Raw genomic sequence first — 26,176 nt, 5'->3', positions numbered from 1 at the left:
GAGGGCGGAAAGGACATCCGATGCGGGGTCGCGGGATGCGTGAACATCGCGCCACCCCGCGCCACCCCGCGCTTGGCGTGCTCGGCGGCCGGCGAGGCGCATCCCCGACGGGCCAGCTCCCGGACAGGACCCGTTCGGCCCGAACTCGCCCCCGAACTTGCCCAGCTCCGTGAACCCGAGGCACGGCTCGACCATCACGGCCCGTTCAGAGTCGGGTCGGTCACGCCGCGAAGTCGAACGAACGCTCCCCAGCTGGGGCTGGCCTTGGCCGCGGAGGCGGACGGGCACCGAGGCTCAGATCGGCGAGCGCCCGTGCGATCTCGTCGGGCCTGTTGGCGATCTTCATCAAGCGCATCGCACCGCGGCAGCGCGGGCAGGTCATGGTGTCGACCGCGAACACCCGCGCGAGCAGCCACGCCCATGGATGTCGAGAGGGTTGCTTGGCGAGCCCCTCGAGCGCGGTCGGATCGCCCGCGAGCGACAACGGGAGCTGTGTCGGCTCAGCGCGCTGAACTTCGGGGCCTGGGACGACCTCGGGCCGCGCCTTGGCGTGGCAGCGAGCACGCCGTGATCGCGCAACATGTGGAAGCGCGGTGGCGGGATCAGGGCGCACAGCCGCGCGAGGAGATCGAGCGGCTCGAGCAAGACGGCGTGCACGCCATTTTTCCACGCGTGCCGAAAGTTGTAGCGGCAGCGGCCGTCGGCGGTGGTTTCGAGCCGCTCTTGGGCGATCGGCGGCCGCGCGACGTAGCGACACAATCGCTCGAGCCGTTGGCGATCGCGGCGAGGCACGGCCGCGCCCGCGTGCACGTTTACGCCACCAACTTCGGCGAGCGCGTCGTTGGGCTTGGCGACTTCTCGCACCGCGTGCGCGAGCTTGCGAGTCTGCTGCCCAGGTGCGTCGCCGAGCAGCTGTCGGTCCGCGGCCGAGGCCCCATAGCACGACGCGAGGACCGGCTGCTCTTGCCCGAGTAGGTCGGTCGCGGCGTCATCGCCCGCGAGCTCGTCGAGCGAGCGACCGTGACGTTCGAGCACGAGGCCGAGTCGCTCGTGGGTCCACCTCGCTACGACGGTGAGCTCCTCGTGGGTGGGAGCGCCGAACTCGTGGAAGCGCAGCGCACCTCGTTCGCCCCTCACGTACACGCCGTCGATCACGAGCAGGTTTTTGTCGTCCTTGTCGTCCTCGCTGGGCTTGTCGTCCTCGTCGAAGCTGAAGGGATCTTCGCTCTCGGCGGGCTAGCAGCCCGGGGTGCAATGCCTCGCGCCGCCTCGCTTGGCCTTTTCGCCGAGGGCTTTGTCGCCAAATCTTGCAGTACGCCCGGTACAGCGGCGTTTTGGCTTCGCGCCCTCGGCGAAAATTCCGGCGCGAGGCGACACGATGCATTGCACCCCGGGCTGCTAGGCGACGGCGTTGAGCTTTGTCCAGCTCGCCTGGCTCGCGCACCCGCTCGCGTCGATCTCCTCGATCAAGCGCTGGGCCTCGTCGAGCTCGTCGAGGTGCTTGTCGCTGTCGCCGTAGGTCAGGAAGTGGAGCAGGTACTCCTGGGCGCGGTCGCAGTCGCCGGCCTCGTAGGCGGCGACGGCGACCTTGTGGGCGAAGCCGTGCTTGCTGGGGACGAGGTAATAGGCCTGCTCGTAGTAATCGGCGGCCTCGGCCCATTTGCCCCGCCGGGTCAACCTCTCGGCCGCGACATACAGCTTCTTGGCGTGCTCGAGCCTCTCGTCCTCGTCGAGCTGGGCGTTGCTGGCCGGGGTGGTCACCGCCAGTGGCTGCCGCGCCAAAGTGGTGACGGGAAGCGCGAGGGTCAGCGAGACCGTCAGCGGGATGCGGATGAGGTGCATGAGGCGGAACATGGCGAGGCGATGGGCGAGCAACTCGAGCCATCGTCAATGAGGCGGCCATGAGCCGTTAAGTGCCAATCGATCCGGCGGCAACATGGCATCGAGAGCCGATGATGCGCCGGGTGTCACGCATTGCTGCGTGTCGATATTGTTCCGCTCGTCGCTCGCGTTGGCGCCGTGGCCTCGCCGAGCGCGTGGCTCGCCCGGCGCGAGCGAGCTCGGCGCCTAATCGTTGGGGATCCAGCTCGGGGTGCCCAAATCAGGCACCTCGATGGTCTCCGGGCCGAGCAGATCCTCGACAACCCAAGGGTCGTCGGGCGACGGACCGAGGCGCGCGTAGCAGCGCCCCTCGGGAGCGATCTGGAGGCCCGCCGCGTACCCGAGCGAGACGTAGGCGTTGTCCTGGGGCCGCATGATCTGGGACGAGCCGCCGAGCAGGGCCTCCATCGGCGGCGGATCCCAGACCCCGGGGCAGCTGCCGGTCTCGCTGGCGGTCAGCCAATAGGTGCCTTCGTGCATCCCGAGGTAGAGCCCGGCGAATTGGCTGACCGGCAGGCTCAGCTCGGCTGGCGCCCAAGCATCGTTGGGGCCAACCAGCTCCCAGATGTTCGCGCTCGCGGCGTCACGCCAGACCGTAAACAGCTCGCCTTGCGTCCCGACGACAGGCTGCGTCACACAGCCAGTGGCCGAGTGCCCCTGTGGCGGGATCATCAAGACGTCGTTGCTGGTGTCGTCCTCGGCCAGATGCAACCAGCGGTGCTGGTCGTTGTTGCTCACCCGGACCAGCACGTCGTGGCCATGACCGCGCAGGGCCAGGTAGCTGACGGTCCAGTCGCCGAACAGGTAGGGTTCGAGCTCCGGCCACGGCCGCAGCGTCACATCGTTGGCGTGCTGCTCGACGACGTGGAGCTCACCGTTGATTGAGCTGAGGTAGATGAACAGCGACTCGGAGCGCAGCCATGTGCCGATGTGGTCGGCCCAGATCGTGTGGGCGATGCCAGCCTCCTGCTTGGTGACCACGTTGCGGAACCGGGGGTAGCTCTCGCCAACCTCGATCGCCATCCAGTCGTCGGGCATGACGGGGCCCACGGCCACGCCGACGAAATGATCGACCAACCCGTCGGGCCCGAGCACACGCGAGTAGCCGTTGTCCGACTCGTTGGCGGGTGAATAGCCGAAGAAGGCCACGCGCCCATCCGAGGCCACAAAGGGCGGTCGCCCTTCGGGTTCCCACACGTCATCGGCAAACTCCCACACGACCGCCCCCGTGTCGCGGTCGTAGACGCGGTAGTGCGCGCGGGTGTGCTCCACGCCGCCGCCGAGGTCATCGTAGACCCCGACAAACAGGGACTCACCGCGCGTGTCCATGACCAGGTCGAGGACGGCGTCGTCGGCCGCCGCGGGCAAGCTGGTGTCGAGCTCGATCGTGACCGCGTCGTTGCGCAGCAGCGAGACCGTGAGGGTGTCCTCGTCGAGCAGGGTCATGATCCCACGCCCCGGCTCCCAGCCACACGGGCCCTCGGGCTCCTCGCCCGTGTCGGTCTCGCCGGACTCGCCCGACTCGCCCGACTCGCCCGACTCGCCCGACTCGCCCGACTCGCCCGACTCGCCCGACTCGCCCGACTCGCCCGACTCGCCCGACTCGCCCGACTCGCCCGACTCGCCCGACTCCGTGTCGCCCGACTCGTCGGTGCTCGAGTCGGTCTCGGTGTCGCCTGTGCTCGAGCTGGTGTCGGAGTCGGAGTCGCCTGTGCTCGTGTCGGAGTCGGAGTCGGAGTCGGTGTCGGAGTCGGTCTCGCCTGTGCTGCTGGTGTCAGAGCTGGTCTCGGATGTCGAATCGGAGACCTCGCCGCCCGGCTCGACGCAGCCAACAACGGCGGCGACGCTCAGCACAAAGGGAGGAGCAAGGAGTCGAGACCTTCGCTGCGCTGTCATCACACCCACGGTAGCATTTACCGGTCTTCGCTGGCGCGCGGACGCCTCAGGAGCACGCGTCGGTCCAGGGAGATCCGTGCTCGACAGCGCTGGTACGCGTAGCGGCGGACGAGGAGCTCGCGCTCGAGCGGCTCATCACCAGCCCGCGTGGGCTTCATGAAGGCGCCGCCTCCTGGCCAACCATGAAAAACGACAGATAGAAATACCTAGCGGAAAGGACATCCGATGCGGGGTCGCGGGATGCGTGAACATCCCGCCACCTCGCGCCACCCCGCGCTTGGCGTGCTCGGCGGCCGGCGAGGCGCATCCCCGACGGGCCAGCTCCCGGACAGGACCCGTTCGGCCCGAACTCGCCCCCGAACTTGCCCAGCTCCGTGAACCCGAGGCACGGCTCGACCATCACGGCCCGTTCAGAGTCGGGTCGGTCACGCCGCGAAGTCGAACGAACGCTCGCCAGCTGGGGCTGGCCTTGGCCGCGGAGGCGGACGGGCACCGAGGCTCAGATCGCCGAGCGCCCGTGCGATGTCGTCGGGCCTGTCGCACCGCGGCAGCGCGGGCAGGTCATGATGTCGACCGCGAACACCCGCGCGAGCAGCCACGCCCATGGATGTCGAGAGGGTTGCTTGGCGAGCCCCTCGAGCGCGGTCGGATCGCCCGCGAGCGACAACGGGAGCTGCGTCGGCTCAGCGCGCTGAAGTTCGGGGCCTGGGACGACCTCGGGCCGCGCCTTGGCTGCGGCCCTTTTGCGTGATCGCGACGGCCGGCACCACCAACACCGGAGCGATCGACCCGCTGCCCGAGCTCGCCGCGCTGTGCCGCGAAGAAGATCTGTGGCTTCACGTCGACGGGGCCTACGGCGGCGCCTTCGTCCTCGCGCCGAGCGGGCGCCCGCGCCTGCGCGGGATCGAGGCCGCCGACTCGCTGTGCTTCGACCCCCACAAGGGCATGTTCTTGCCCTACGGGACCGGCTGCCTCCTCGTTCGTGACGGCGCGGCGAGGCTCAGATGTTGATGCTCTGCGGGATCCGTGAGGGCAGCAGCGCCTGGTACACGGGCCGCTCGCGGTTGCGCGCGCCGATCGTGTTCTCGACGCTCACGAGCGTGGTCTGGAACGCTGCGAGCGGCTCGGCCACGCGCGGATCCGAGAACCATGGCTGGCGCTGGTGCCTGTCGTACTCACCGAGGCGCGTGAAGTAGATCCCACCGAGGAGCTGGCCGACTAGCTGCTGGAGCAGCGCCATCTGCAGCGGGGGCAGGTGGGCGAGCTCGGTGTCTGGCGGCAACGAGCCGCTGACCTGGGTGGGGGCCGGGGCGTAGGCGGCCAAGGGCATCGCTGGCGTGTAACTCATGATCCCGCGCTGCGGGAAGTTGACGCTCGCGTGCTGGGCGCTGCCCGTGAAGATGACCATGGTCAGGACCTTGGTCAGATAGTCGAAGGTAAACAGCCCGACGCTGCCGTCCGCCCGACGCTCACCGAGGCCCTGAACGCAGCCGCCGTCGGGCGAGACCAGATCCTGGTACCAGGCCTGCAACTCGGGGTCGCCGACCACGTCGTCGTCGTTGTTGTAGTAGATGCTGAGGTAGTCGCGGACCCAGGCCTCGATCGCCGCCCAGACCAGCAGCGCGTCATCGCGGTAGGGATAGTTCGGGAACAGCTTCGGATCCGCGACGCCCCGGGCCTCGAGGTCGTTGGGCAGCATGTGGGCGTTGAAGTCGAGGCTCGTGAGCGCGGTCGAGACGACGCTCCAGTCCGACTCGATCGTGCCCGCGAGCAGCTGGTCGACGACCCCGCCGGGGTTGATCAACGAGGTGATCGCCGAGCTGTTGATGAACAGCGTGCCCTGGAAGTGTGGGAGCAGCAGCACATACACGGGGTGCTGCTGCGCGAGGTGGCGGTGGCTCGCGACCGCGAAGGGCTCGATCAGGAGGTGCGTGAGCCCGAGGTGGCTGATCAGCTCGTGGTAGTTGCCGTCGGCAGACTGCACGTGGAGCTTGGCGAGCTCCCAGGTCTCGCCGTCGTCCGCGTAGAAGATCGGGCTCGAGTTGCCCGGCTCCTGGCTGCATTGGATCGCTACCGGGCTCAGGCTCTGGCGATCTTCTCCGAGCACGAACAGCGCGAACGCGGCGCTGATGTACTTGTGCCCGGCCGGCTCGACACCGCCGATGACATCGGCGAGGGCCGCGTAGTCGGTGAGGTACACGCGCCCGCTCGCCAGGGCGGCGTCGAGGGTCTGGCCCGTCAGCGCTTCGAAGCGCGCCGCGTCGACGGGGAAGCCGGTCGGGAGCGCCTCGATTTTGGCGATGACCAGCGCGTTGGGCCCCGCGATGCGCATGCGCGCGAAGCAGGCGTCGGTCATGGTCGTGGACACGACGTTGGGCACGACGAGGGTCTGAAATTGTCGGGCGAAGTCTCCAATTGCCTGTGCCTGGCCCCAGAGGCCGGCCGCGGTCAGGACCGCCTCGGCGAGGTCCTCGAACAGCGCCTCGAGCACGCCCTTGATCATGTCCCCGAGGCTTGCGGTCAGGTCGTCGACCAGCTCGCGCTTCACCTGGCCCTTGGCGAGGGCGGCCCGGTGGGCCTTCGACAGCAGCTTCTCGCCTGCCTCGCGCTGGTCCTCGAGCTTGGCGACGAGTTCTTTGATCGCGTCGGCCACGTCTGCCACGTCCAGGGCGTCGTCCTCGACGGCTTTGACGTCCTCGACCGCGTCCTCGACCGCGTCCTCGACCTTCTCGGCCACCCGATCGGCAGCGCCGCGGAGCTTGCCGGCGATCTTCTCGCCTTTGCGCTCCAAGATCACTCGGGGCTTTTTTTCACCCGAGGCCGAGAACGAGTCCGGCGGGGGACCATCGAATTCGACCGAGCCGACGTCGACGAGGTTGGTCAAGCTGACGACGATGTTGCCGACGAGGTCGAGGCCCGTGGTGATGAGATCCAAGAGCTGGACGAGGCTGAGCTTCTGGCTGCTCGGGAGCGGGTGATCGTCATCGACGTTGAGCACCGCGATCGGCTCGAGCACGAGCTGCTTGCCGTCTCCGACGTCGTAGGTGTGGGAGTGGGCCCACGTGTACTGCGTCTGGGCCCAGGCGAGATCGCGGGCTCGCTCGGCTTGTTGCTCGGGGTCGTCGTGTTGGGGAAGGCTTGGGTTGGTCATCTTCGTGTGCTCCGGAAATTGAACGTACCGCAGATCGCGCTCACGCGTACCTGCCACGAGTCGGGCTCGCCTCCGTGTACCTGACTCGTCGTGGACCCACTGCGACTGCACCTCGGCCAGCTCGCGCATGATCGACATGAAGCGCCCGCCTGACCCGAACGGCTCAGGCGGCTGCTATCCTCGCGCCATGAGCCTGGCGCGTCTGAATTTCAGCTTGGTACTGACCACCGCGATCTGTCCCCTCGCTTCGATTTGGGCGCTCGGCTGCGGCGAGCCGCCCGATCTGCCCGCGTCCGAGACCCGCACCGAAGGCGAGAGCGAGGACGAAGACACCGGCGAGGCCGAGACCAGTACCAGCACCAGCGAGGGCGAGACCGGCGAGACCGGCGAGACCGGCGAGACGGGCGAGGCCAGCTGCCTCGACGCCAGCGGGCCGTGGGACGCCGGCTTTGCGATCCCCGAGCCGCCCCCCCTCGACGGTGATCCCGAGGCCGGCGAGTGGGCCCTGGTCCACGAGGACTACGTCAGCTGCGGGATCCCCTACGACCTGTTCATGCTCGGCAAGGGCTTCTTGGGCACCTACGCCGACGGCGAGACCCTGCCGTGGCGCGAGGGCAAGGCCGCGAACCTGCCCTACAACTGGAACCTGGTCGTGTCCGAGGGCGGGACCGAGCTCGCGGCCTTGAACTGCCTGACCTGTCACGCGGGTAAGTTCAACGGCGAGCTGGTCATCGGCCTCGGCCGTCACGACGCCGACTACACCCAGGACATCGGCTCGCTCCTGAGCCTGCTCCCGCCGCTGCCCCCGCTGACCGACAGCGCCGTCGAGCTCAACAAATTCCGCGCGCGCTACGAGGCGCTCGGGCCCTACACCCGGACCTACACCGTCGGCACCAACCCCGCCGACGACGTTGCGATCGTGCTCGCGGCTCACCGCAACCCCTACACCCTGGCGTGGTCCGACGAGCAGCTGATCCAGGTCAATCCGCCCCTGGTCCCGACCGATCCGCCGCCGTGGTGGCGGGTCAAGAAGAAGGCCGGGCACTTCTACAACGGCATGTCGCGCGGAGATCACCGCGGGACGATGATGTTCGCGTCGTCGCTGTGCATCGACAGCGCGGCCCAGGCCAGCGAGATGCTCGGCTACTTCGCCGACATCAACGCCTTCCTCGAGACCATCGAGGCGCCCGAGTATCCGTGGCCGATCGACGAGGCCCTCGCGGCCGAGGGCCAGGAGCTGTTCGAGTGCAACTGCGCGGGCTGCCACGGGACCTACGACGACGACCCCGAGGCCGAGACCTTCCCCAACCTGTTGATCCCGCTCGCGATCGTCGACACCGATCCGCTCCTCGCCGAGACCGCCCTCGACGGCGAGGTCGCCTCGATGATCGACTGGTACAACGAGTCCTGGTACGGCACGGTCACGCAGCTGACGGCGACCGAGCCCTTCCTCGGCTACACCGCCCCGCCCCTCGACGGTATCTGGGCGACCGCGCCCTTCTTGCACAACGGCTCAGTCCCGACCCTCGAGCTGGTCCTGAACTCGAGCGCGCGGCCAACCTTCTGGCGACGCGAGGACTACGAGAGCACCAACTACGACACGAGCGCCCTCGGCTGGCCGTGGATCGCGCTCGACGTCGGGCAGTCAGGCGCGCCCGTCGACGAGGCCAAGCACATCTACGACACGACGATCCTCGGTCACGGCGGCGGCGGCCACCGCTTTGGCGATCACTTCAGCGACGCCGAGCGCAGCGCGGTGCTCGAGTACCTCAAGACCCTCTGACGCCGCCGCGGGGCCGGCTCGCGTGGGCGCCGAGTTGCCCCGGACCGGGTCTTCCACGACAATCCCGCGGTGAGCCGCGCCGTCCCTGCGCCCGAGCCGAGCGCGACTTCGTCCAAGCCGCAGACCACCCACGACGGCGGGATCTCCCGGCGAGCCTGGCTGTGGACCAGCACGACCGCGCTCGCGGCCGCCTGCGCGCGACCGCAGCCGACGCAGCTGCCCGAGGGCGGACCCGAGCCCGCGCGCGCGCTGACCCGTCGAGGGGCCGAGAACTTGATCGCGCTGGCCGAGCTCGGCGGCGTGATTCGGTGGCTGCACCCCAGCGACCAGGCCCAGCAGTGCGAGTGGGAGCCTCTGTTGCTGGCGGGGATCCGCGGGGTCGAGTCGGCCGGGACCCAGGCCGAGCTCGCCGAGGGGCTCCGCGGGCTGGTCGCCGAGGTCGCGCCGACGGTCTCGATCTGGGCGAGCGACGACGACGACGACGACGACGAGAGCCTCGACGAACCCGCGTGCCCCGATCCTGACGCCGAGCCCGACGCCGAGCCCGACGACGCGCCCGACGACGCGCGCGCGGGCGAGACCGAGCCGGGCACGGACGACGCCGCCGACGACGACGACGCCAAGGACGACGACGCCAAGGACGACGACGCCAAACAGAGCCGTGCGCGACCGCCCGCCGACAAGCTCGCGGGCAAGTTCATGAGCGATCGTCCGGGCCCGCCCGCACGGACCAAGGCTGGCGCGGCGAGCGATCGCAAGCAGGCCGAGGAGGCGGCCGAGCGCGAGGCCGAGCTCGAAGAATCAGACGACGAGGCCGAGTTCGAGGCCGAGCCCGAGTTCGAAGCCGAGCCCGAGTTCGAGGCCGAGCCCGAGTTCGACGTGGACGAGACCGACGAGGCCGAGGGCGACGACGCGGGCGAGACCGACGACGACGAGACCGAAGCCGACGACAACGACCCCGAGGACGAGGACGAGGGCGAGGACGAGGACGAGGGCGAGCCCAACCCGCCAGCGCCCAAGCCGGACCCCGAACCGACCGAGCCCGAGGGCCGACCGCCGCTGCCCGACGCGCTCCTCGCCGAGGGCGAAGGGCTCGAGATCACCCAGTGGCATCGCCGCGGCTACAGCGACGGCAGCGACGAGCAACCTGGCTGCGCGCGTCGGATCCGGCACACCCCCGACGCTCGACCGGACTGCGGCGCGCCGCAGCCCAAGCGTCGGCGAGCCGCCGACACGCCGTGCTCGCGCTGCGACGGCGACAGCTTCCGCCCCCTGACCCCCGGCGCGCCCGCGCCGGTCGAGCTTGCTCGTGGCCTCAGCGGGCTGGTCCCGACGGCGCTGTGGACCCGCGACGGTCGGACCCTGCCCGAGTCCGAGACCCCGGATCTCGAGCCGGCCCCAACCTTCGACGAGCGGCGCGCGTGGGACTACGACCTGCGCGATCGCGGGACCCGTCTGCTCGCCGTCATCCGCACCTGGTCCCTGCTCCGTCACTTCTTCGCCCACCGCGAGCGCGTGGCCAAGCCGCGCCAGGGCCTGCTCGAGGCGATGTGCGCCGTCGCCGAGGACGACTCGCCGACGACCCTCCACGCCGCGCTCTCGACCCTCCTGCGTGACTTCGGCGACGGCAACGGCGAGCTCTGCGTGGACGCGGGCGCGGGCGCCCGCCGCTTTGTCCCGGCGCTGGCGCTGCGCTGGGTCGAGGAGCGCGTGGTCGTGGGTCGCTCGGAGTCCGAGGCCGCTCACCCGGGCGACGTGATCACGGCGATCGACGGCGTTGCGATCGACGAGCTGCTCGCCCGCGAGCTCAGCCTCAGCCCCGCGGCGACCGCGAGCGCGGCGATCGAGCGGACCGTCACCAGGCTCCTCGCCCGCCCTGAAAGGGGCGCCACGATCGCGCTCGAGGTCCTGCGCGACGGCAAAGACACCGAGCAGTCCGTCACCCTGACGGTGAGCGCGGATCAGCGCAGCGATCGCCCGATGCTCGCCGACCCCCGGCCCGAGCGCGCCCTCGACGAGCTGCGCGAGGGCCTGTGGTACCTCGACGCGACCCGCGTGCGCCGACTCGACGCCGCCGCCCGAAGGCTGCGCAAGGCCGACGCGGTGATCGTGGATCTGCGTGGCCCCCTCGCGCACCCGCGGGCCTCACTCCTGGCCCACTTCATCGACGAGCCCCTCGGCGTCCTGACCGAGCGCGTGCCCGCCGGGCCCAACGCCGACGCCCAGCTCAGCCTCGAGCCCCTCGCCGATCGCCTCGTCGAGCCCGACGGGCCGCGCCTGCGCTGCCGCGTCCTCGTGCTCGCCGACCCCCGCACCCGCGGCCGCGCCGAGCTCGAGCTCGCCGGCTTCGACCTCCTCGGCGCGACCCTCGTCGGCAGCGCCAGCGCGGGTGATCTCGGCGCGATCGCCCACGCCTGGCTGCCCGGCGGCTGGGGCCTGCGCTTCACGACCAGCGAGCTGCGACGCGGCGACGGCAGCCGGCTGTGGGCCCAGGGCGTGCGCCCCTCGGTCCCCGTCGAGCCCACGATCGCTCGGCTGCGCGCGAACGAAGATCAGCTGCTGGCGGCCGCCATCGCGACGCTCGACGACCCAGCTCGAGCGGCTCAGGTCCGGACCAAATAGGGGTAGGCCTGCAGCACGCCCATCGCCCACGGCCGGCCCAGGGTCGTGTCCTTGCCGAGGTGGCGGTCGCGGATCAGCTGCGTGATCGAGTCGACGTCGTAGTCCATGTCGCCGAGGACGTCCTGGACTGACGCCCCCCGCTTGACCTCCAGCCAGACCTTGTCGTCGTAGTCGATCCGCTGGCTGCCCACGATCAGCGCCGGGTCCTCGGCCCCGCGCACGATGACCTCATGGCAGCGCCCGAACAGGTTGTGGGTGTTGGCGAGGCTGTCTTGGTAGGCGCCGGTCATGAAGAAGCCCAGGTAGTAGGGCTCGCCGCCGCGCGCGGGCGGCTCGTGCAGCGGCAGCGTCTTGAGGTTGTCGTCGGGGTGGGCGAAGGTCTTCACGCAGCCGTCGCTGTCGCAGGTGATGTCGACGACCTCGGCGTTGACCCCGGGCACGTGGCCGTGGCCCGACAGCGGCGCGGCCGGGAACACCTGGTCGATGCTCCAGGTGTCGGGCAGCGACTGAAAGATCGAGAAATTGGCCAGGTACTTGACCTGCGCGCGGTCGAGGAAATTGACGATCTCCTCGGGCGGGTGCTGGAGCTGATGGACGATCCGCGCGCACTGGAGGCGGATGCGATGGAACAGGCCCTCGGCGCTGGCCCGATCTTCGAGGCTCAGGTACCCGCGCGAGAACAGCTGCAGGGCCTCGTCACGGTAGTCGACGGCGTCGTGGAAGTACTCCTCGAGGTTCTTGACGTTGATCCCGTCGAGGGTCTCGCGCAGCTCGCTGATCAGGCGGTCCTCGTGCTCCGTGGGCGCGGGGACCGGGAGCAGCTCGCCCTGGACCTCGCGCAGATCCGCGATCGTGACCGCGTGCTTGGCCACGAGGGTGCGACCGCTCTCGGTCACGATCGTCGGCGGGGGCAGCTCGAGCTCGCTCGCAACCTCGCAGATCTCGAACACGACCTGGCTGGCGTACTCCTCGACCGAGTAGTTCGCCGAGCTCGGGTACGAGGTCCGGCTGCCGTCGTAGTCGACGCCGATCCCGCCGCCGAGATCGATGTAGCTCAGCCCGGCGCAGCGCGAGCGCAGGGCGCCCCAGATCCGCACGCCCTCGCGGACCGCGGTCTTGACCCGCTTGATCTGGGTGATCTGCGAGCCGATGTGAAAGTGCAAGAGCGCGAACGCGTCGAGCTGCTCGGCGGCTTCGAGCTGGCGCACGACCTCGAGGATCTCGTTGGTCGTGAGCCCGAACTTGGACCGCTCGCCGCCGGAGCTCTGCCACCGACCGCTGCCGCGGCTGTAGAGCTTGGCCCGGACGCCGATCAGCGGCTTGGCGGTCCACTCCTGCTCCTTGCCGACGGCGAGGTAGCGCCGAACCTCACGCAGGCTCTCGAACACGAGGATGACCTCGTGACCGAGCTCGGCGGCGTGGTAGGCGAGGCGGATGAACTCGCGATCCTTGTAGCCGTTGCAGATCAAGGGCGCGCCCTCGAACACGGGCTGGGCCATGGCCAGGAGCAGCTCGGGCTTGGACCCGGCCTCGAGCCCGTAGCCGCACGCCTCACGGGCCGCGACCACCGACTCGACCACGCTGCGCCGTTGGTTGACCTTCAGGGGGTACATGCCGACGTGGCGGCCGCTGAACTCGGCGTCCTCGGCCGCGCGCAAGAAGGCCTCGTGGAGGCGCTGCATCGCGCGCTGAACCATGCTCGGGAAGCGCACGACGACCGGCGTGTGGATGCCACGCTCACGCAGGCGCAGGACGAGCTCGTGGAGATCGAGCTCCGGCAAGCCCGGCGCCACGAAGCCGAGGTGGCCGAGGCTGTTGACGGTGAGGAAGCCCCGGCCCCACTTGTCGGCGCCGTAGCGCTTGAGCGAGTTCTCGAGCGCCCAGGACCTGAACGCGCGACCGTTGGCGGGTGCCTCTGTGACCGTCGAGGCCTCGGGGTTGGTCCTGCCGCTTGGATCCTGCTCGGCCATGCGGGGGCATTGTCGGGCCACGGCCCGACCTGGTAAAGCCCTGCGATGCGCTCTTCGCTCATCCTCGTCTCGCTGTGTGTGCTGTCGGCTGGGTGCAAGTCAAACACCCCCGCCAAGGACGCAGCCCCGGCGGCGACCAAGTCCGAGGCCAAGGCCGACGGACCTGCGCCCGACGAGCAGGTCGAGTCCGCCGCTGGGCCCGCGACGATCGGTCAGTGGGTCGGCTCGCTCTCGCTGCCCGGCGGTCAGACCCTCGAGTGGGCGGTGTCGGTCCAGCCCAGTCAAGACGGCGACGGCCTGAGCGAGGCCAAGCTGTGGATCCCCGCGCAGATGATCACGGGGACCTCACTGGGCCCGGTGAAGGTCGGCGCCGACGGCAGCATGAAGGTCGAGTTCGCCGCGGTCGGGGCCCAGTGGACGATCGTGCCCGGCGCGACGCCGACCTGCAGCTTCGCGCAAAAGGGCGCCGAGTTCCCGTGCACGATCAGCTCGACTGACGTCAATGACTTCGCCGCGATCGCCAGCCCCGAGCGCCCACAGACCCCCGAGCCGCCCTTCCCCTACGCGGTCGCGGAGCTCGAGATCCCCAACCCCGACGCCGAGGGTGTGACCTTGGCGGCGACGCTGACGATCCCCGAGGGCGAAGGCCCGCACCCAGCCGTGGTCATGATCTCGGGCTCGGGGCTGCAAGATCGCGACGAGACGATCGCCAACCACAAGCCCTTTTGGGTCATCGCCGATCACCTCTCGCGCAACGGGGTCGCGGTCCTGCGCTACGACGATCGCGGCTTCGGCGAGTCGACCGGCGACGGGACCAAGGCCACGCTCGAGGACTTCGCGAGCGACAGCTGGGCGGCGGCCGCGGCCCTCGCCGCGCGCCCGGAGATCGACGGCGAGCGCGTGGGCCTGATCGGCCACAGCGAGGGCGGCGTGATCGCCCCGCTCGTCGCCGCCGAGCACCCGGACGACATCGACTTCATCGTCTTGCTCGCGGGCACGGGCGTGACCGGGTCCGAGATCGTCATTCATCAGCAGAGCCTGCTGATGGCGGCGAAGGGGGCCGACAAGGCCACGATCGAAGAGGCCGAGGCGTCGGCCCGCGAGCTCCACGCGGCCGTGCTCGGCAACTCGGCCGAGGCCGCCCCGGCCGCGCTCGAGGCCCTGCTGCGGGCGGAGAACAACGAGCTCACCGACGAACAAAAGAAGGCCGGGGACCTCGACGCGGTGATCGCTGGGCAGATCGAGGTCCTCAACAGCCCGTGGTTTCGCCACTTCCTGGCCTGGGATCCCGCGCCGGTCCTGGCCCGGGTGAAGGTCCCGGTCCTCGCGATGTTTGGCGACCTGGATCTTCAGGTCGACGTCGAGCAGAACTTGGCGCCGGTCCAGGCCGCGCTGAGGGGCAACAAGGGGGCGGAGTTCGTGCTCCTGCCGGGGCTGAACCATCTGTTTCAGCCCGCGACCACGGGCATGCCCGACGAGTACGGGATGATCGAGATGACGATCGAGCCCGCGGTGCTCGACGAGCTGGCGCGGTGGATCCGCGTGACGACCGGGCTCGACGAGCCCCAGGAGTAGTTGCAGGCGCCAGCTGCAGGCTCTGACGCTCAGTCGGCGACCTCCTCGACCCTCAGCGTCGCGGTCTCCCGCTCGGCCAGGCGATCCCCCGTGGCCGTGTCGTAGACCTCGCCGTCCCCCGAGTTGAGCACCGCGACGCGGCTGCCATCGCCCGACCAGCGCACGTCGACGAGCTCGTCGCTCCTGCGCTGGCTGCGACTAAACAGCCCCCGGGTCCACAGCCGCTCGAAGCCGTCGGTCGTGTAGATCGAGACCAGCAGATCCTGACGCTCGAAGCGGTCCCCACGGAACTGGACCACCGCCAGGCGCGAGCCGTCGGGGCTCAGGACCAGGCTGCGACCCTGCCCGGCCGGGAGCTCGACCTCGGCCTCGATCGTGCCATCGGGACGCAGCACGGACAGCGGCGTGCGCTGCGAGTGCTCGGTCAAAAACCACCGGCCCTGGCTGTCCCGGGCCCACTCGTCGATCCCCTCGCCCCTGAACTGGGTCGGCAGCTCCCCGACCGCGTCCTCGACGAGCTTGGTCACCGCTTCGGCTCGGAGCTTGCGCAGGTGGACCCAGGCGTCGCGCGCGTCGCCCTCGACGCTGCGGATCGGGGACAGGGTGTCGCCAGCGACCTCGATCGCCCGCATCGGCGCCGAGGGCTTGTCGTCGACGTAGACCAGCACGCCCTTGTCGGGACCGAGGGCCTGGTAGTCGACGGCGTGCACACCCCAGTCGAGGTCGAGGCGCTCGGCCGCGACGACCTCGCCGAGCTCGCCCTCGCCGACCGCGAGCAGGGTCGCCGCGCGGGAGCTGTCGGGGCCGCCGAAGTGAAGCAGGCGATCGCCGACGAAGTAGAGCGCGAGCGGCTCGCCGAGGCTGTGCCCGAGAGAGCGGAGGCCCGCGTCCCCCGAGGTCGGCTCGACGTGCAGCGCGTCGGCGCTGGCCCAGGCCACGCGCTCGCCCTTGGCGTCGAGCGCAGCGGCGTGGAGCTCGAGCGGCGGGAACCCGAGCTCGAGGTGCGTGCCCGCGCTCGCGGCCTGCTCGGGGTCGAGCGGCTCGACGATCAGCACGCCCTCCTTGCCGTGCTCGAAGGTCACCCGGACACCATTGACGACGCTGGCGTGCATCCGCGCCCCGCGGTCGTCCTCGACGGTGCCCTGCCACAGCTCCTCGGCCGAGCCCGGGAGCCGGATCTTGGTGTGCGAGAGCGAGAGCGACAGCCGCTTGGCGAACTTCGAGTCGGGGTCGACGTCGCTCGGCTTCGGCGGCGTGACGGCCTCGTCGAGGTCGACCCAAAAGCCCTTGCCGCTGCCGCTCTCGAGCAGGAGCTTGTCCGGGGTGACGAAGTGCATGCGCGGTCGGACCAAGGTGTCGGTCCGCCCGGCGATCAGCTCACGGGCGCCGGTCGCGAGATCGAGCAGCTCGATGCTCCACTTGCGCGTCTTCGCCTTCGGCCGGCGCAGGGCCGCGACCGTGGTCCCGTCGGGCGAGAGCGCGAGGTCGTTGCGGTTGGGGCCGCGATCGAGCTCGACGGCTCGGGCCTCGCCGACGGCGCGCAGCTGATCCTCGTCGAGCTCGATCATCTGGACCCGCAGCGGCTGCGCGAGGACGACCGCGATGTGCGGCGCTTCACCGACCCCGCCGGTCACGCGCAGCTGCCAGGGGATGAAGCCGCGCTCGTCGATCGTCGAGAGCAGCGCGCCCTCGCGGTCGTACAGCCGGAGGCTGTGGTCGACCCCGAGCGCCAAGATTCGCTCGCCGCCGTCGAGCACGTGGACCTCGAGCAGGGGGTCGCTGGGCGGGGTCGTGAACAGCTCCGTGTAGCGCGGGCCCTCGCCGCCCTGACCGAGCTCGACGAGGCCAAACTGACCTGCGTTGGACGAGTCGAGCAGCGCGACCGTGAAGCGCCCGGCACCGTTTTGGCCGACGGACATCCACAGCGGCTCGCGGGCGGGCAGCGAGAGCGGGCTGCTCGCGCTCGCGTCGCCCGAGCGGATCGAGGGCCACAAGAGCACGCCGCCGAAGCGATCGAGGCTCAGGGCGACCTCGCCGCGCGCGTCGAGCACGGCCTCGGTCAGCTGCCCGCGAGGGGCGACGCCGCGGGTCAAGGCCAGGGTCCGCGGCCCCGCGGGTTGGGCCGCGTCGGGCGAGTTTGTCGTGGTCGGGTCGCCCGAGGGGCTCGGCTCGCTGAGCACCTTGCCCGAGCCCGAGCCCTGGCAGCTCAGACCCGCCAACAACAGGGGCAGGGACAGGGCGGTCAGCCAGCGTGGGTGAGCGATCGTCGTTGTCTTCGTGTTCATAGCGACCCCAGGTAGGCGGCCAGATCCAGGACCTGATCGTCCGAGAGCTTGGACAGATCCGCCATCTCGTGGACCGACGCGCGGTCGGTGAGCAGGACCTCGAGGGTCTGGGCGCTGCCGTCGTGGTAGTAGGGCGAGGAGTGGCCGAGCCCGAGCAGTGAGGGCGTGTCGACCTGCTCGAGCGTGGTGTCGAGGTCGTGCTGGCTGCGGTCGGTCAGCTGCGGGCCCGCGTGGCAGCCGTCGCACGCCTCTTGCTCGAAGATCGCCCGCCCGCGGGCCGCCGCGGCCGGGTCTTTGGCTGTCTTGGTCTTGGGCGCGGGCAGCTGCTCGAGGTAGGCGACGAGCGCGTCGAAGTCTCGCTTGGGCAGCGCGCGCGGGTTGCCGCCGAGGCGCTCCATGGTGTGGTGCAAGCTGTCGAGGAGCGTCGGATCCTGGCCGTCCCACTTGTAGGGCCCGGTCCCGCCGACGCGACCGGCGAGGATCGGCACCTGCAAGATCGACTGGCCCAGACGCCAGGTCAGGCCGTCGGCGCGGCCCTCGGGGTGGCAGTTGGAGCAGGCCAGGGTCCCGCTGTCGGAGGTCTGGGGGTTGCTGCGGCGAAACAGATCCGCGCCGCGCTGAACCAGCTCGTCGCGGGTGCTCGGCGTCAGCTCCGGGCCCTGGACCCACTCGTCCGGCAGCGCCTCGGGGTTGTCGGCGCCCAGCCCCGCCCCGCCGCCGAGGTGGAGCAGCTGACGGCGCAGCTCGCAGTGGATCCACACCCCGTCCTCGTCGACCGCGAGGCCGTCGATGCCGCAGTCGTCGCCGAGATCGGCGAACCAGTCGACGTAGGGCGCCTGCTGGGTCGCGTGGGCCAGGGCGACGACGCGGTCGTCACCGTAGCCGCCGACGTAGAGCACGTCGTGTTGCAGATCGTAGGCGAGCGAGCGGGGCTGGTGGAGGTCGAGCTCGACGAAGCTGATCGCAGAGTCGAGCGCGCCCGCGCGCTGGACCAGACCGAGGCGGTGGACCATCGGCTCGATCGACTCCTCGGTCCCGCCGCCGCCGCCGTAGGTGTCGCGGCGAACGCGATCGGGGACCCGGCGCATCTGCGGCGTGGCCAGCTGGTGGGCGGCGACCAGCGTGTCGCCGCCGATGTACGCGAGCGCGAAGCTGCTGCGAGCGTAGCGACGACCCGTCTCGTGCGGGACTTGAAAGCGACTGCGGGGCTCGCCGATCCGCGCGACGGTGATCATCTCGCCCCAGTCGTCATGGACCTTCATGGTCTTGACGTGATCGCGCGGATCGAGGGCCTGCCAGACGATCCCGGGCCGCTCGCTGCCCGCGCGCGCGAGCTCGACGATCGCGAGCGAGCTCGAGGTCAAGAAGCCGACCGCCGCGTGCTCGCCGTCGCTCGAGACCGCGACGCCGCGGGGCTCGGGCGCGAGCTCGAGCCGCCAGCGAGGCTCGAGGGTCGCCGTGTCGAGGGCCACGAGCTCGTGCTCGGCGACGCTCGTGACCAGCAAGGTCCCCCCGTCGGGCGTCAAGGCCAGGCCGTGCGGTTCGCGGACCGAGACCGCGCCAGCTTCGGCCAGGCCCTCACCCGCGCGGTCGCCCGCCGCGATCCGGACGACTCGATCGCCGCCGCGGTCGGCGAGGAAGACCTGCCCCCGACCGTCGTGAACCAGCTCACCGAGCGCGCCATCAAAGCTCAAGCTCGCGACCGGCTCCCCCGCCTTGCTCGCGCGGATCAAGCGGCCCTCGCTGCGCTCGACGACCAGCACGCCGTGGTCATCGACGACGAGGGTTCCGCCATGGTTGCCGACCGGCGCGGCCTGGGTTGGCCGACGGTGGCTGGCGACGGCCGGGCCCTGCATCCGCGTGCCCCGGTCGAGGCCGACCTTTGCCGTGCGGAGCTCACCGATGGCCTGGGCGCTCAACCCGAGGCACAGCAGCGCGGCGGCGCCCGCTGTCACCCCGATCCCAACGCTGAACTTCAAACTCCGACTGCTTCGCTTCATGATGTGCTCGCCTGACGTTCGACCTCGACCCTCGATTCCACAGCGCGAATTCGCACCGATGAAATCGCGACATACAGACGATATGCCTCAGGCGGCGGACTCCCAAGTGCTCGCTCAACTCCACGACTCCGCCTGCCCGATCCCGGCCGGGGGCGGTTCTACTGGCTGGCTGGCTGACTGACTGACCGACCCGAGCGCTTCGATCACCGAGCCCGATCAACCGACCCCAGGGAAGACGACGACGGCGAGCCCGGCGCCGGTCATCTGAGCTTCGCATCGCTGATGAAGCGCGCCCGGCTTCGGCCAAGAACAGCCGCGCGCGGCTGAGCCAGGCGCTTCACTTGTCACGGGCAGGTTGCTACAGTCGCGCCGTGGCAGCGCAGACGTCACGCTCCTCGTGTCGCGCTGATGGTGGGCGGCGCGATCGAACGTTCATGTTAATGGAGAGATCCGCTTGACGTTGCGGCGCAAAGATGACGGCGCCTGCGAGTAGCTACCGCGAGCGCACACCCAGACGTACGACCCGATCGATGCCGCCGCGACGAACGATGGCGACCGCGACATCATTCTGGCCCACGACCATCTCTGTCGCCTGAAACCGCGAGCGCAGCTTCTGGTCGGTGTCAACCAGCTCGAACCATATCCAACGCCCCCCGTCACGTTTGCAGCCAATCCCGTAGACAGAGGACTTACTGGCGGCTCTGAAGTTCAAGTCAGAGCAGGCGTAGTCGGTGCCTATCAATTCACGGGTGAGGGTCTTGGGGTCAAACTCCGTCTGCGTGTCAGGAGGATTTGGACTCTTGAGTACGACCCGCCCGGTGTCACCATGAAAGTAGGTCCTTAGCTCCGCCGCGTTCACCTGCCGCGCGTACTCGGCGTCCAGGCGTCGCACGCGATCGGGCGGCGTCCACAGCATCCACACGTCCGGGTCCTCCCCGCAGGTCACCCGCACCCGAGCCGGAGCGCGGCTCAAAATGTGCGAGAACGCCGGGTCGGCCTCGGGACACAACCCGGACAGATCCGCGGCCCGGCCGTCGCGCCGGTTGAACACCCAGTTGTGGGCGACATCCAGGCGCCACCCGTCGGTCAGGGGCAGGGTCTCCTCGATGTCTTCGTCGAGGCACTCGTAGCCCTTGGGCGGCTTCAAGATCGCCCGAGGACAGTCGTTCCAGTACCGGTCTTTGGGCTGGACCTCCTCGTGGTCCGCGAGGCTGCGCCCGTCGGAGTACATCGGGTCCCAGAATTCGGGCAGGAAGGGGAAGGGGTTGTTGGGCAGCTCGGGCGGCGCGCCGAGCTCCTCCCACTCGTAGAGGTGGACCGTGTCCTCGCCATCTTGGGCGTAGATCCAAACTCGCTTCGCGATCGGGCTGAAGCGGAGCCAGTAGTTCTCGCCGTAAACGTAGTCGTGGGTGCCGGCCGGGATCGCGAGCACCAACTCGCCAGACTCCGCGTCGAGCAGGTAGGGCTGCTCGTCACCCTGTTTGAACACGATCGCGAGGCCGTAGTGCCATTGGACGTAGCGCCCGTACTCGAATTCGGCGACGACCTCGCCGGTCTCGACGTCGAGCAGCACGTTGTTGATCAGCTCGCCCTCGCCGAGATGGTCGGGGCGGCTGCGAAAGTGATTGACGATGACGTGCTTGGGGCCCATGAAACTGGCGTCGCCGTTGGCGAGGCCCAGCCACTTGCCCGAATGCAGCGAGGGCCCGAATTTGATCGGCACCTGCGCGTAGCCCTCGCCCTCGGGCTCTGCGAGGTAGAGGACCTCGAGCGGGGTCACCGCGGCGGGTTCGATCGCCTGGTCGTCGAGCTCGCCCCTTGGGCTCCGGACCGTCGAGGGCTGGCCGGCCTCGGCCTCGGCCGCCGCCCCAGGGTCCGGGGCCTTCTTCGGGCAGGCGAGCGTGAACGATAACAGCGTGAGCGCCGGCCAGGCGCGGGTCCACGGCAGCGCAAGCTTGGACCCAAGCGTGCGGGCGGCGGCGGCTCGGACTTCGTCGGAGGCTCGCATCGGTGTCGAGCCCATGTTCTCACAGCCACGGGCCGCGTCCTTGACTCCTCCCCCTCGTCGGACCCCCGCGCGGGCAAAAAAGAGTGCCATCCGCGCGCCATGGCCTCCTACCAGTACATCTACACGATGCAGGGCCTCTCGAAGGTCTACCCCAGCGGCAAGAAGGTCCTCGAGAACATCCACCTCTCGTTCCTCCCCGAGGCCAAGATCGGCGTGCGCGGCAACGACGGCGCCGGCAAGAGCACGCTCTTGCGGATCATGGCCGGGGTCGACAGATCATCGACGGGCCAAGTGCTCGCTCAACTCCACGACTCCGCCTGCCCGATCCCGGCCGGGGGCGGTTCTACTGGCTGACTGACCGACTGACCGACTGATCCGAGCGCTTCGATCACCGAGCCCGCTCAACCGACCCCAGGGAAGACGACGACGGCGAGCCCGGCGCCGGTCATGTCCGAGTAGGTGTAGGGATTGACGAAGCCCGAGACCGTCGCGCTCACGGTCTGGGTGTCGGGATCAACCCGAAAGGCCATGTTCGCGCCGCGGTCGACGACCCACACGAAGCCCTCGGCGTCGATGCTGACGCCCACGGGCTCGTCGCAGCCGGGCAGCTCGATGTGCGGGGCCAGGACCGTGGCGCTGTTGGTGTCGTAGCGGATCAGGCCGCAATCTTGGTTGCCGGCGATCCAGGCGTGGCCGTCCTGATCGATCGCGAGCCCGCGCAGGCGCCCGGCCTCGCCGACCTCACCGTGGTCCTCCCAGCTCTCGCTGTCGACGTCGAAGTGCCACAGCGCGCCGTCCCAGCCCGCGAGCCAGGGCTCGCCCGCGGCGTCGAGCGCGATGCCATAGACGACGCGGCCGCCCTCGGGGTTGTCCCAGCGCTGGGCCTCGAAGCTCTCGCCGTCGACCTTGATCAGCGAGCCGCCGGTCCCGAGGCCCCAGAAATTGCGCTCCTTGTCGGTCGCGCCGCCGTAGGTCCCGTGGCCCCAATTTTGGTCCCACGCGCTGATCTCGACCTCGCCCTCGGGCTCGCCGGTCGCACCGTCGAGCCGCCGCACGATCACGCTGTCATCGGGCTGCGCGCGCCAGCCGACCCAGACCTTGGGGTCTTGCTTGCAGCCCTCGGGCCCGTCCTCGCCGCGGTCCCAGGCGACCGCCCGCGGGCCGCCCTGGTGCCCGGCGACGCTGGAGTCGAAGCCGACCTCGTGGTGCCACAGCACGCACTCGTCCTCGCCCCACTCGAGCACATCCTCGGCGGCCTCCGAGGTCGTGATCACGCCGTCTTGATCGAGGTCGACGCAGTCGTCGAGTTTGGCGGCGATCTTGACCACGCTGCCCGAGCGGTTGGCCACGGCGACGTCGCCGAACAGGTTGACGCTCGTCCGCGAGGGGTTTGGATTTTGCCCAGGCCCGGTCCGGTAGCGGGCCAGCTCCGTGGCCGTGGCCGTGTCGACCTTGGACACGGTGCCCTCGCTGCTGTTGGCGATCCAGATGATCGAGAACGCGGCCTCAGACCCGCCACCGTCCCCACCACAATCACCGATGTTCTCGCCCCCGTCACCTGGACTGAGGACGTCGAGCTTGAGCCCGTCGCCGCCCGAGTCCCCGCCGTCTTCGCCCTCTTCGCCCTCTTCGCCGTCTTCGGTCAAGAAGATGCCGTCGTCCGCATCGCCCGGGTCAGCGCCTGGAGTCACGCCGTCGTCACTGCAGGCGGCCAGGGTCAAGGCGGTGATCGTCGTCAGGAGGCCCGTCGTCGTCCGCGTATCCACGGACCTACAGTGTCGTCACCCTCGGGCCGTAGCTCAGTCGAATGACCCCATTCACGTTCATCTGACGACCCTGCGATCCCGCTCACCAAGCCAACAAGCGCGCGAGAAATTCGCGGATTTCAGGTGCCGACGACCATTCCACCGTCTACGCTGAGCACCGTCCCACTGATGAAGTCCGCCCCGGGGTCGGCCAAGAACAGGTAGGCCCGCGCGATGTCCATGGGCTCACCGATGCGCCCGACGGGGGTGCGCGCGACCATGCCCTCGAGCACGTGGGCGGGCATCTGCTTGACCATGTCGGTCGCGACGAAGCCCGGCGCGTCGCGTTGACGGTGATCCCGTAGCGCCCGAGCTCGCGGGCCCAGACCTTGGTCATGCCGATGACCCCAGACTTGGCGGCAACGTAATTGGTCTGCCGAAGTTGCCGTAGAGGCCGACGACCGAGGACGCGCTGACAGTGCGCCCGTACTCGGCCGCGATCACGGCGTCGAACTGCTCAACCCTCGATGCGGGCGTGGAACTTGCCGTCGACCTTCGTGGCCCCACCGAGCGCGACGCCGGACCAGGTGAGGGTGCCGTCGACGAAGTCGTCGGTGGCGCGAGTGACCTGAACCTTGGCGTTTTGAAACACGATCGCGCGACCGCCCGAGATGCCGGACTTGACCGCGCCTCTCGTGGCTTTACCGTCTTCGTCGAGGTCGATCTTCAGGCCGGCGAGCGTGGAGTTCGGCCCCCTGAGAACGTACTCGCCTGGCCCTTCAAAGTCCCACAGCAGCAGCTTGAACTGGGCCCCGCTGGCGCTCTCGCTGTCTTGCGCGTGGACGCTCGCCTGGATCCGCATCGCACCTTTGCCGTTGGGCTCGGCGGTCGCTCGCTTTGCGATCCACTTGGCGCCGGCATCACCGATCGTGAGCTCGACGGAGCCCTCGTCCTCGACGGCGGCGTCATCATCGTCGCCCTCGCCCTCGCCCTCGCCCTCGCCCTTGCCCTCGTCCCCATCCTTGCGCTGATCTTTGCCTGCGACCTCCTCTTCACCCTTGCCCTTGTCCTTGTCGCATCCCGTGGGGATGAGCAGGCCGAGACAGATCGTGAAGAGCAGCGCAGTCGATGGCCTCTCAAGTGCCATGGGCCCACGACTACGTCTCAACGATTGCCCTGTCAACGCACGGGGCCCCCGCGTCGCTGCTGGACTCGCCGGTCTCGCTCCAGGATTCGCGGCCCCGCTGGGCGCGCCCGGAGTGTCATCACCGCACGACCCGCCACCATCAAGGCCCGGGCGAGCGCGGGCAAAAAAGAGTACCATCCGCGCGCCATGGCCTCCTACCAGTACATCTACACGATGCAGGGCCTCTCGAAGGTCTACCCCGGCGGCAAGAAAGTCCTCGAGAACATCCACCTCTCGTTCCTCCCCGGGGCCAAGATCGGCGTGCTCGGCAACAACGGCGCCGGCAAGAGCACGCTCTTGCGGATCATGGCCGGGGTCGACAAAGAGATCATCGGCGAGGCCTGGGCGGCCGAGGGCGTCAAGATCGGCTACTTGCCCCAGGAGCCCGAGCTCGACCCCGACAAGGACGTCAAGGGCAACATCGAAGAGGCCGTGGCCGAGATGCGCGACATCTTGAAGCGCTTCAACGAGGTCTCGATGAAGTTCGGCGAGGTCACGACCGACGACGAGATGAACGCCCTGCTCGCCGAGCAAGGTGAGCTGCAAGACAAGATCGACGCCGGCAACGGCTGGGAGCTCGACCACACCCTCGAGCTCGCTATGGACGCCCTGCGCTGTCCGCCGAGCGACGCCGACGTGACCAAGCTCAGCGGCGGCGAGCGCCGCCGCGTCGCCCTGACCCGGCTGCTGCTCGAGCGCCCCGACATCCTGCTGCTCGACGAGCCGACCAACCACCTCGACGCCGAGTCCGTGGCCTGGCTCGAGCACCACCTCCACGAGTACTCGGGCACCGTGGTCGCGATCACCCACGATCGCTACTTCCTCGACAACGTCGCGGGCTGGATCCTCGAGCTCGACGGCGGCCGCGGGATCCCGTGGCAGGGCAACTACTCGAGCTGGCTCGACCAGAAGCAAAAGCGCCTCGCCGACCAGGAGAAGAAGCAAAGCGCCCGCCAGCGCGAGCTCGCCCGCGAGCTCGAGTGGATCCGGATGTCGCCCAAGGCCCGCCAGTCCAAGAGCAAGGCCCGCATCCGCGCCTACGAGGAGCTCGTCAACAGCTCCGAGCAGCGCAAGCGCGACACGACCTCGATCCACGTGCCCTTCTCGCGGCGGCTCGGCAACGTCGTGGTCGAGGCCAAGGGCCTGCGCAAGTCCTTCGGCGACAAGCTGCTCTTCGACGACCTCAACTTCACGCTCCCGCGCGGCGGGATCGTCGGCATCATCGGGCCCAACGGCGCCGGCAAGACCACGCTGTTTCGCATGGTCACGGGCCAGGAGCAGCCCGACGGCGGCGAGCTCAAGATCGGCGAGACCGTCGACATCGCCTACGTCGACCAGAGCCGCGACGCCCTCGATCCCAACAAGAGCGTGTGGCAGGAGATCAGCGAGGGCAAGGACACCGTCGACCTCGGCGGGGTCGAGATGAACTCGCGCGCCTACGTCGGCAAGTTCAACTTCAACGGCACCTCGCAGCAGCAAAAGGTCGGGACCTTGTCGGGCGGCCAGCGCAACCGCGTGCACCTCGCCAAGCTGATCAAGCGCGGCGGCAACCTGCTGCTGCTCGACGAGCCGACCAACGACCTCGACGTCGACACCCTCCGCCACCTCGAGGACGCGCTGCTCGCCTTCCCCGGCTGCGCCGTCGTGATCTCCCACGATCGCTGGTTCCTCGACCGCATCGCGACCCACATCCTCGCGTTCGAGGGCGACTCGAAGGTGACCTGGTTCGAGGGCAACTACGCCGACTACGAGAGCGACCGCAAGGCCCGGCTCGGCGACGACGCGATGGTGCCCAAGCGCATCAAGTACCGGAAGTTTGCCTGACCCCCACGGGCGGCAGCAACTTCGCCACGCACGGCCGCTGCGCGGCCGGTCGTTCGGTCGCTGCGCTCCCTCTCTCGGTGGGCTGGTATGTGCCGCGCGGCGGCATGCGTGGCCCCCTAGCAGCCCGGGCTGCTAGAAGGGGGCTCGAGACGCGTGTTCGGGCGCTTGTTTGCTGCGTCCATGGGAGGCGCAACGCACGGGGAACATCGAGTCCCTCGCCGCAGGTCACGCGGCCGTGGCCACGTCGGGC

General features: G+C 69.6%; 17 protein-coding genes and 2 pseudogenes. 6 read left to right on the top strand and 13 right to left on the bottom strand.

Translation table 11 applies throughout. The features are described 5' to 3' along the window. Positions 1-220: 220 nt before the first annotated feature. From ENSA5_RS36090 to ENSA5_RS37835, 5 genes are all read right to left on the bottom strand, one after another. Positions 221-484 (bottom strand): hypothetical protein, encoded by a 264-nt coding sequence (locus ENSA5_RS36090; protein ID WP_146155854.1) that lies wholly within the window; start codon positions 482-484, stop codon positions 221-223. Next, complete coding sequence (locus ENSA5_RS39770; RefSeq protein WP_373422446.1) at positions 379-792, bottom strand: transposase; 414 nt, start codon at positions 790-792, stop codon at positions 379-381. The genes ENSA5_RS36090 and ENSA5_RS39770 overlap by 106 nt, the downstream gene beginning before the upstream one ends. A gap of 606 nt (positions 793-1,398) precedes the next feature. Beyond that, complete coding sequence (locus ENSA5_RS18640; RefSeq protein ID WP_146155853.1) at positions 1,399-1,854, bottom strand: hypothetical protein; 456 nt, start codon at positions 1,852-1,854, stop codon at positions 1,399-1,401. Between the two features lie 213 nt (positions 1,855-2,067). Continuing rightward, entirely contained in the window at positions 2,068-3,735 is a 1,668-nt protein-coding gene (locus tag ENSA5_RS37840; protein WP_181197905.1) for a hypothetical protein, read from the bottom strand. A gap of 59 nt (positions 3,736-3,794) precedes the next feature. Further along, positions 3,795-3,935 carry a hypothetical protein gene (locus ENSA5_RS37835; protein ID WP_181197904.1) on the bottom strand — a complete coding sequence of 47 codons (141 nt, stop codon included), beginning with the start codon at positions 3,933-3,935 and terminating at the stop codon, positions 3,795-3,797. Positions 3,936-4,524: 589 nt separating this feature from the next. Here ENSA5_RS37835 and ENSA5_RS39245 point away from each other — a divergent pair. Further along, positions 4,525-4,788, top strand: a complete 264-nt coding sequence (locus ENSA5_RS39245; protein ID WP_258182913.1) for an aminotransferase class V-fold PLP-dependent enzyme — start codon at positions 4,525-4,527, stop codon at positions 4,786-4,788. On the opposite strand, the gene ENSA5_RS18620 is transcribed toward ENSA5_RS39245, so the two are convergent. Then, on the bottom strand, positions 4,778-6,928 hold the full coding sequence (locus ENSA5_RS18620) for a lipoxygenase family protein (RefSeq protein ID WP_106393028.1): 2,151 nt from the start codon (positions 6,926-6,928) through the stop codon (positions 4,778-4,780). The two genes, ENSA5_RS39245 and ENSA5_RS18620, sit on opposite strands and share 11 nt — an antisense overlap. Positions 6,929-7,115: 187 nt before the next feature. Here ENSA5_RS18620 and ENSA5_RS18615 point away from each other — a divergent pair, with 187 nt between their 5' ends. Both ENSA5_RS18615 and ENSA5_RS37830 read left to right on the top strand, forming a co-directional pair. Further along, a complete protein-coding gene (locus ENSA5_RS18615) occupies positions 7,116-8,711 on the top strand; it encodes a c-type cytochrome (protein ID WP_146155852.1) in 1,596 nt (531 codons plus the stop codon). A 69-nt stretch (positions 8,712-8,780) separates the two neighbouring features. Beyond that, complete coding sequence (locus ENSA5_RS37830; RefSeq protein ID WP_181197903.1) at positions 8,781-11,333, top strand: S41 family peptidase; 2,553 nt, start codon at positions 8,781-8,783, stop codon at positions 11,331-11,333. Here ENSA5_RS37830 and speA read toward each other — a convergent pair. Then, a complete protein-coding gene (gene speA, locus ENSA5_RS18605) occupies positions 11,315-13,303 on the bottom strand; it encodes a biosynthetic arginine decarboxylase (RefSeq protein WP_106393026.1) in 1,989 nt (662 codons plus the stop codon). The two genes, ENSA5_RS37830 and speA, sit on opposite strands and share 19 nt — an antisense overlap. A 45-nt stretch (positions 13,304-13,348) precedes the next feature. Between speA and ENSA5_RS18600 the strand changes: the two genes are divergently transcribed. Further along, positions 13,349-14,878: an alpha/beta fold hydrolase gene (locus tag ENSA5_RS18600; protein ID WP_106393025.1), complete on the top strand. Its 1,530-nt coding sequence runs from the start codon at positions 13,349-13,351 to the stop codon at positions 14,876-14,878. Between the two features lie 29 nt (positions 14,879-14,907). Here the strand turns inward: ENSA5_RS18600 and ENSA5_RS18595 are convergent, their stop codons facing one another. The 3 genes from ENSA5_RS18595 to ENSA5_RS18585 form a co-directional block, all read right to left on the bottom strand. After that, positions 14,908-17,163 (bottom strand): hypothetical protein, encoded by a 2,256-nt coding sequence (locus ENSA5_RS18595; RefSeq protein WP_106393024.1) that lies wholly within the window; start codon positions 17,161-17,163, stop codon positions 14,908-14,910. Next, positions 17,160-19,118 (bottom strand): c-type cytochrome, encoded by a 1,959-nt coding sequence (locus ENSA5_RS36085; RefSeq protein ID WP_181197902.1) that lies wholly within the window; start codon positions 19,116-19,118, stop codon positions 17,160-17,162. The genes ENSA5_RS18595 and ENSA5_RS36085 overlap by 4 nt, the downstream gene beginning before the upstream one ends. A 538-nt stretch (positions 19,119-19,656) precedes the next feature. Beyond that, positions 19,657-21,171: a hypothetical protein gene (locus tag ENSA5_RS18585; protein ID WP_106393023.1), complete on the bottom strand. Its 1,515-nt coding sequence runs from the start codon at positions 21,169-21,171 to the stop codon at positions 19,657-19,659. A gap of 99 nt (positions 21,172-21,270) precedes the next feature. On the opposite strand from ENSA5_RS18585, the pseudogene ENSA5_RS18580 reads away from it, so the two are divergent. Then, positions 21,271-21,471 (top strand): annotated as a pseudogene (locus ENSA5_RS18580) (ATP-binding cassette domain-containing protein); the annotation flags it as partial. Positions 21,472-21,572: 101 nt separating this feature from the next. Here ENSA5_RS18580 and ENSA5_RS18575 read toward each other — a convergent pair. The 3 genes and pseudogenes from ENSA5_RS18575 to ENSA5_RS37825 all read right to left on the bottom strand — a co-directional run bounded on the left by ENSA5_RS18575 (position 21,573) and on the right by ENSA5_RS37825 (position 24,063). Next, positions 21,573-22,937 carry a Vgb family protein gene (locus ENSA5_RS18575; RefSeq protein WP_106393022.1) on the bottom strand — a complete coding sequence of 455 codons (1,365 nt, stop codon included), beginning with the start codon at positions 22,935-22,937 and terminating at the stop codon, positions 21,573-21,575. A 119-nt stretch (positions 22,938-23,056) separates the two neighbouring features. Beyond that, positions 23,057-23,405: pseudogene (locus ENSA5_RS39240) on the bottom strand (SDR family oxidoreductase); the annotation flags it as partial. Between the two features lie 28 nt (positions 23,406-23,433). Beyond that, a complete protein-coding gene (locus ENSA5_RS37825; protein WP_181197901.1) occupies positions 23,434-24,063 on the bottom strand; it encodes a hypothetical protein in 630 nt (209 codons plus the stop codon). Positions 24,064-24,249: 186 nt separating this feature from the next. Between ENSA5_RS37825 and ettA the strand changes: the two genes are divergently transcribed. Further along, positions 24,250-25,926, top strand: coding sequence for an energy-dependent translational throttle protein EttA (ettA, locus tag ENSA5_RS18560; protein ID WP_106393021.1), 1,677 nt, complete (start codon positions 24,250-24,252; stop codon positions 25,924-25,926). Positions 25,927-26,176 lie beyond the last annotated feature (250 nt).

It is taken from the genome of Enhygromyxa salina, assembly GCF_002994615.1.
In the GTDB taxonomy this organism is placed as follows: domain Bacteria; phylum Myxococcota_A; class Polyangia; order Nannocystales; family Nannocystaceae; genus Plesiocystis; species Plesiocystis salina_A.
This window is presented reverse-complemented; position numbering and strand designations above follow the sequence as displayed.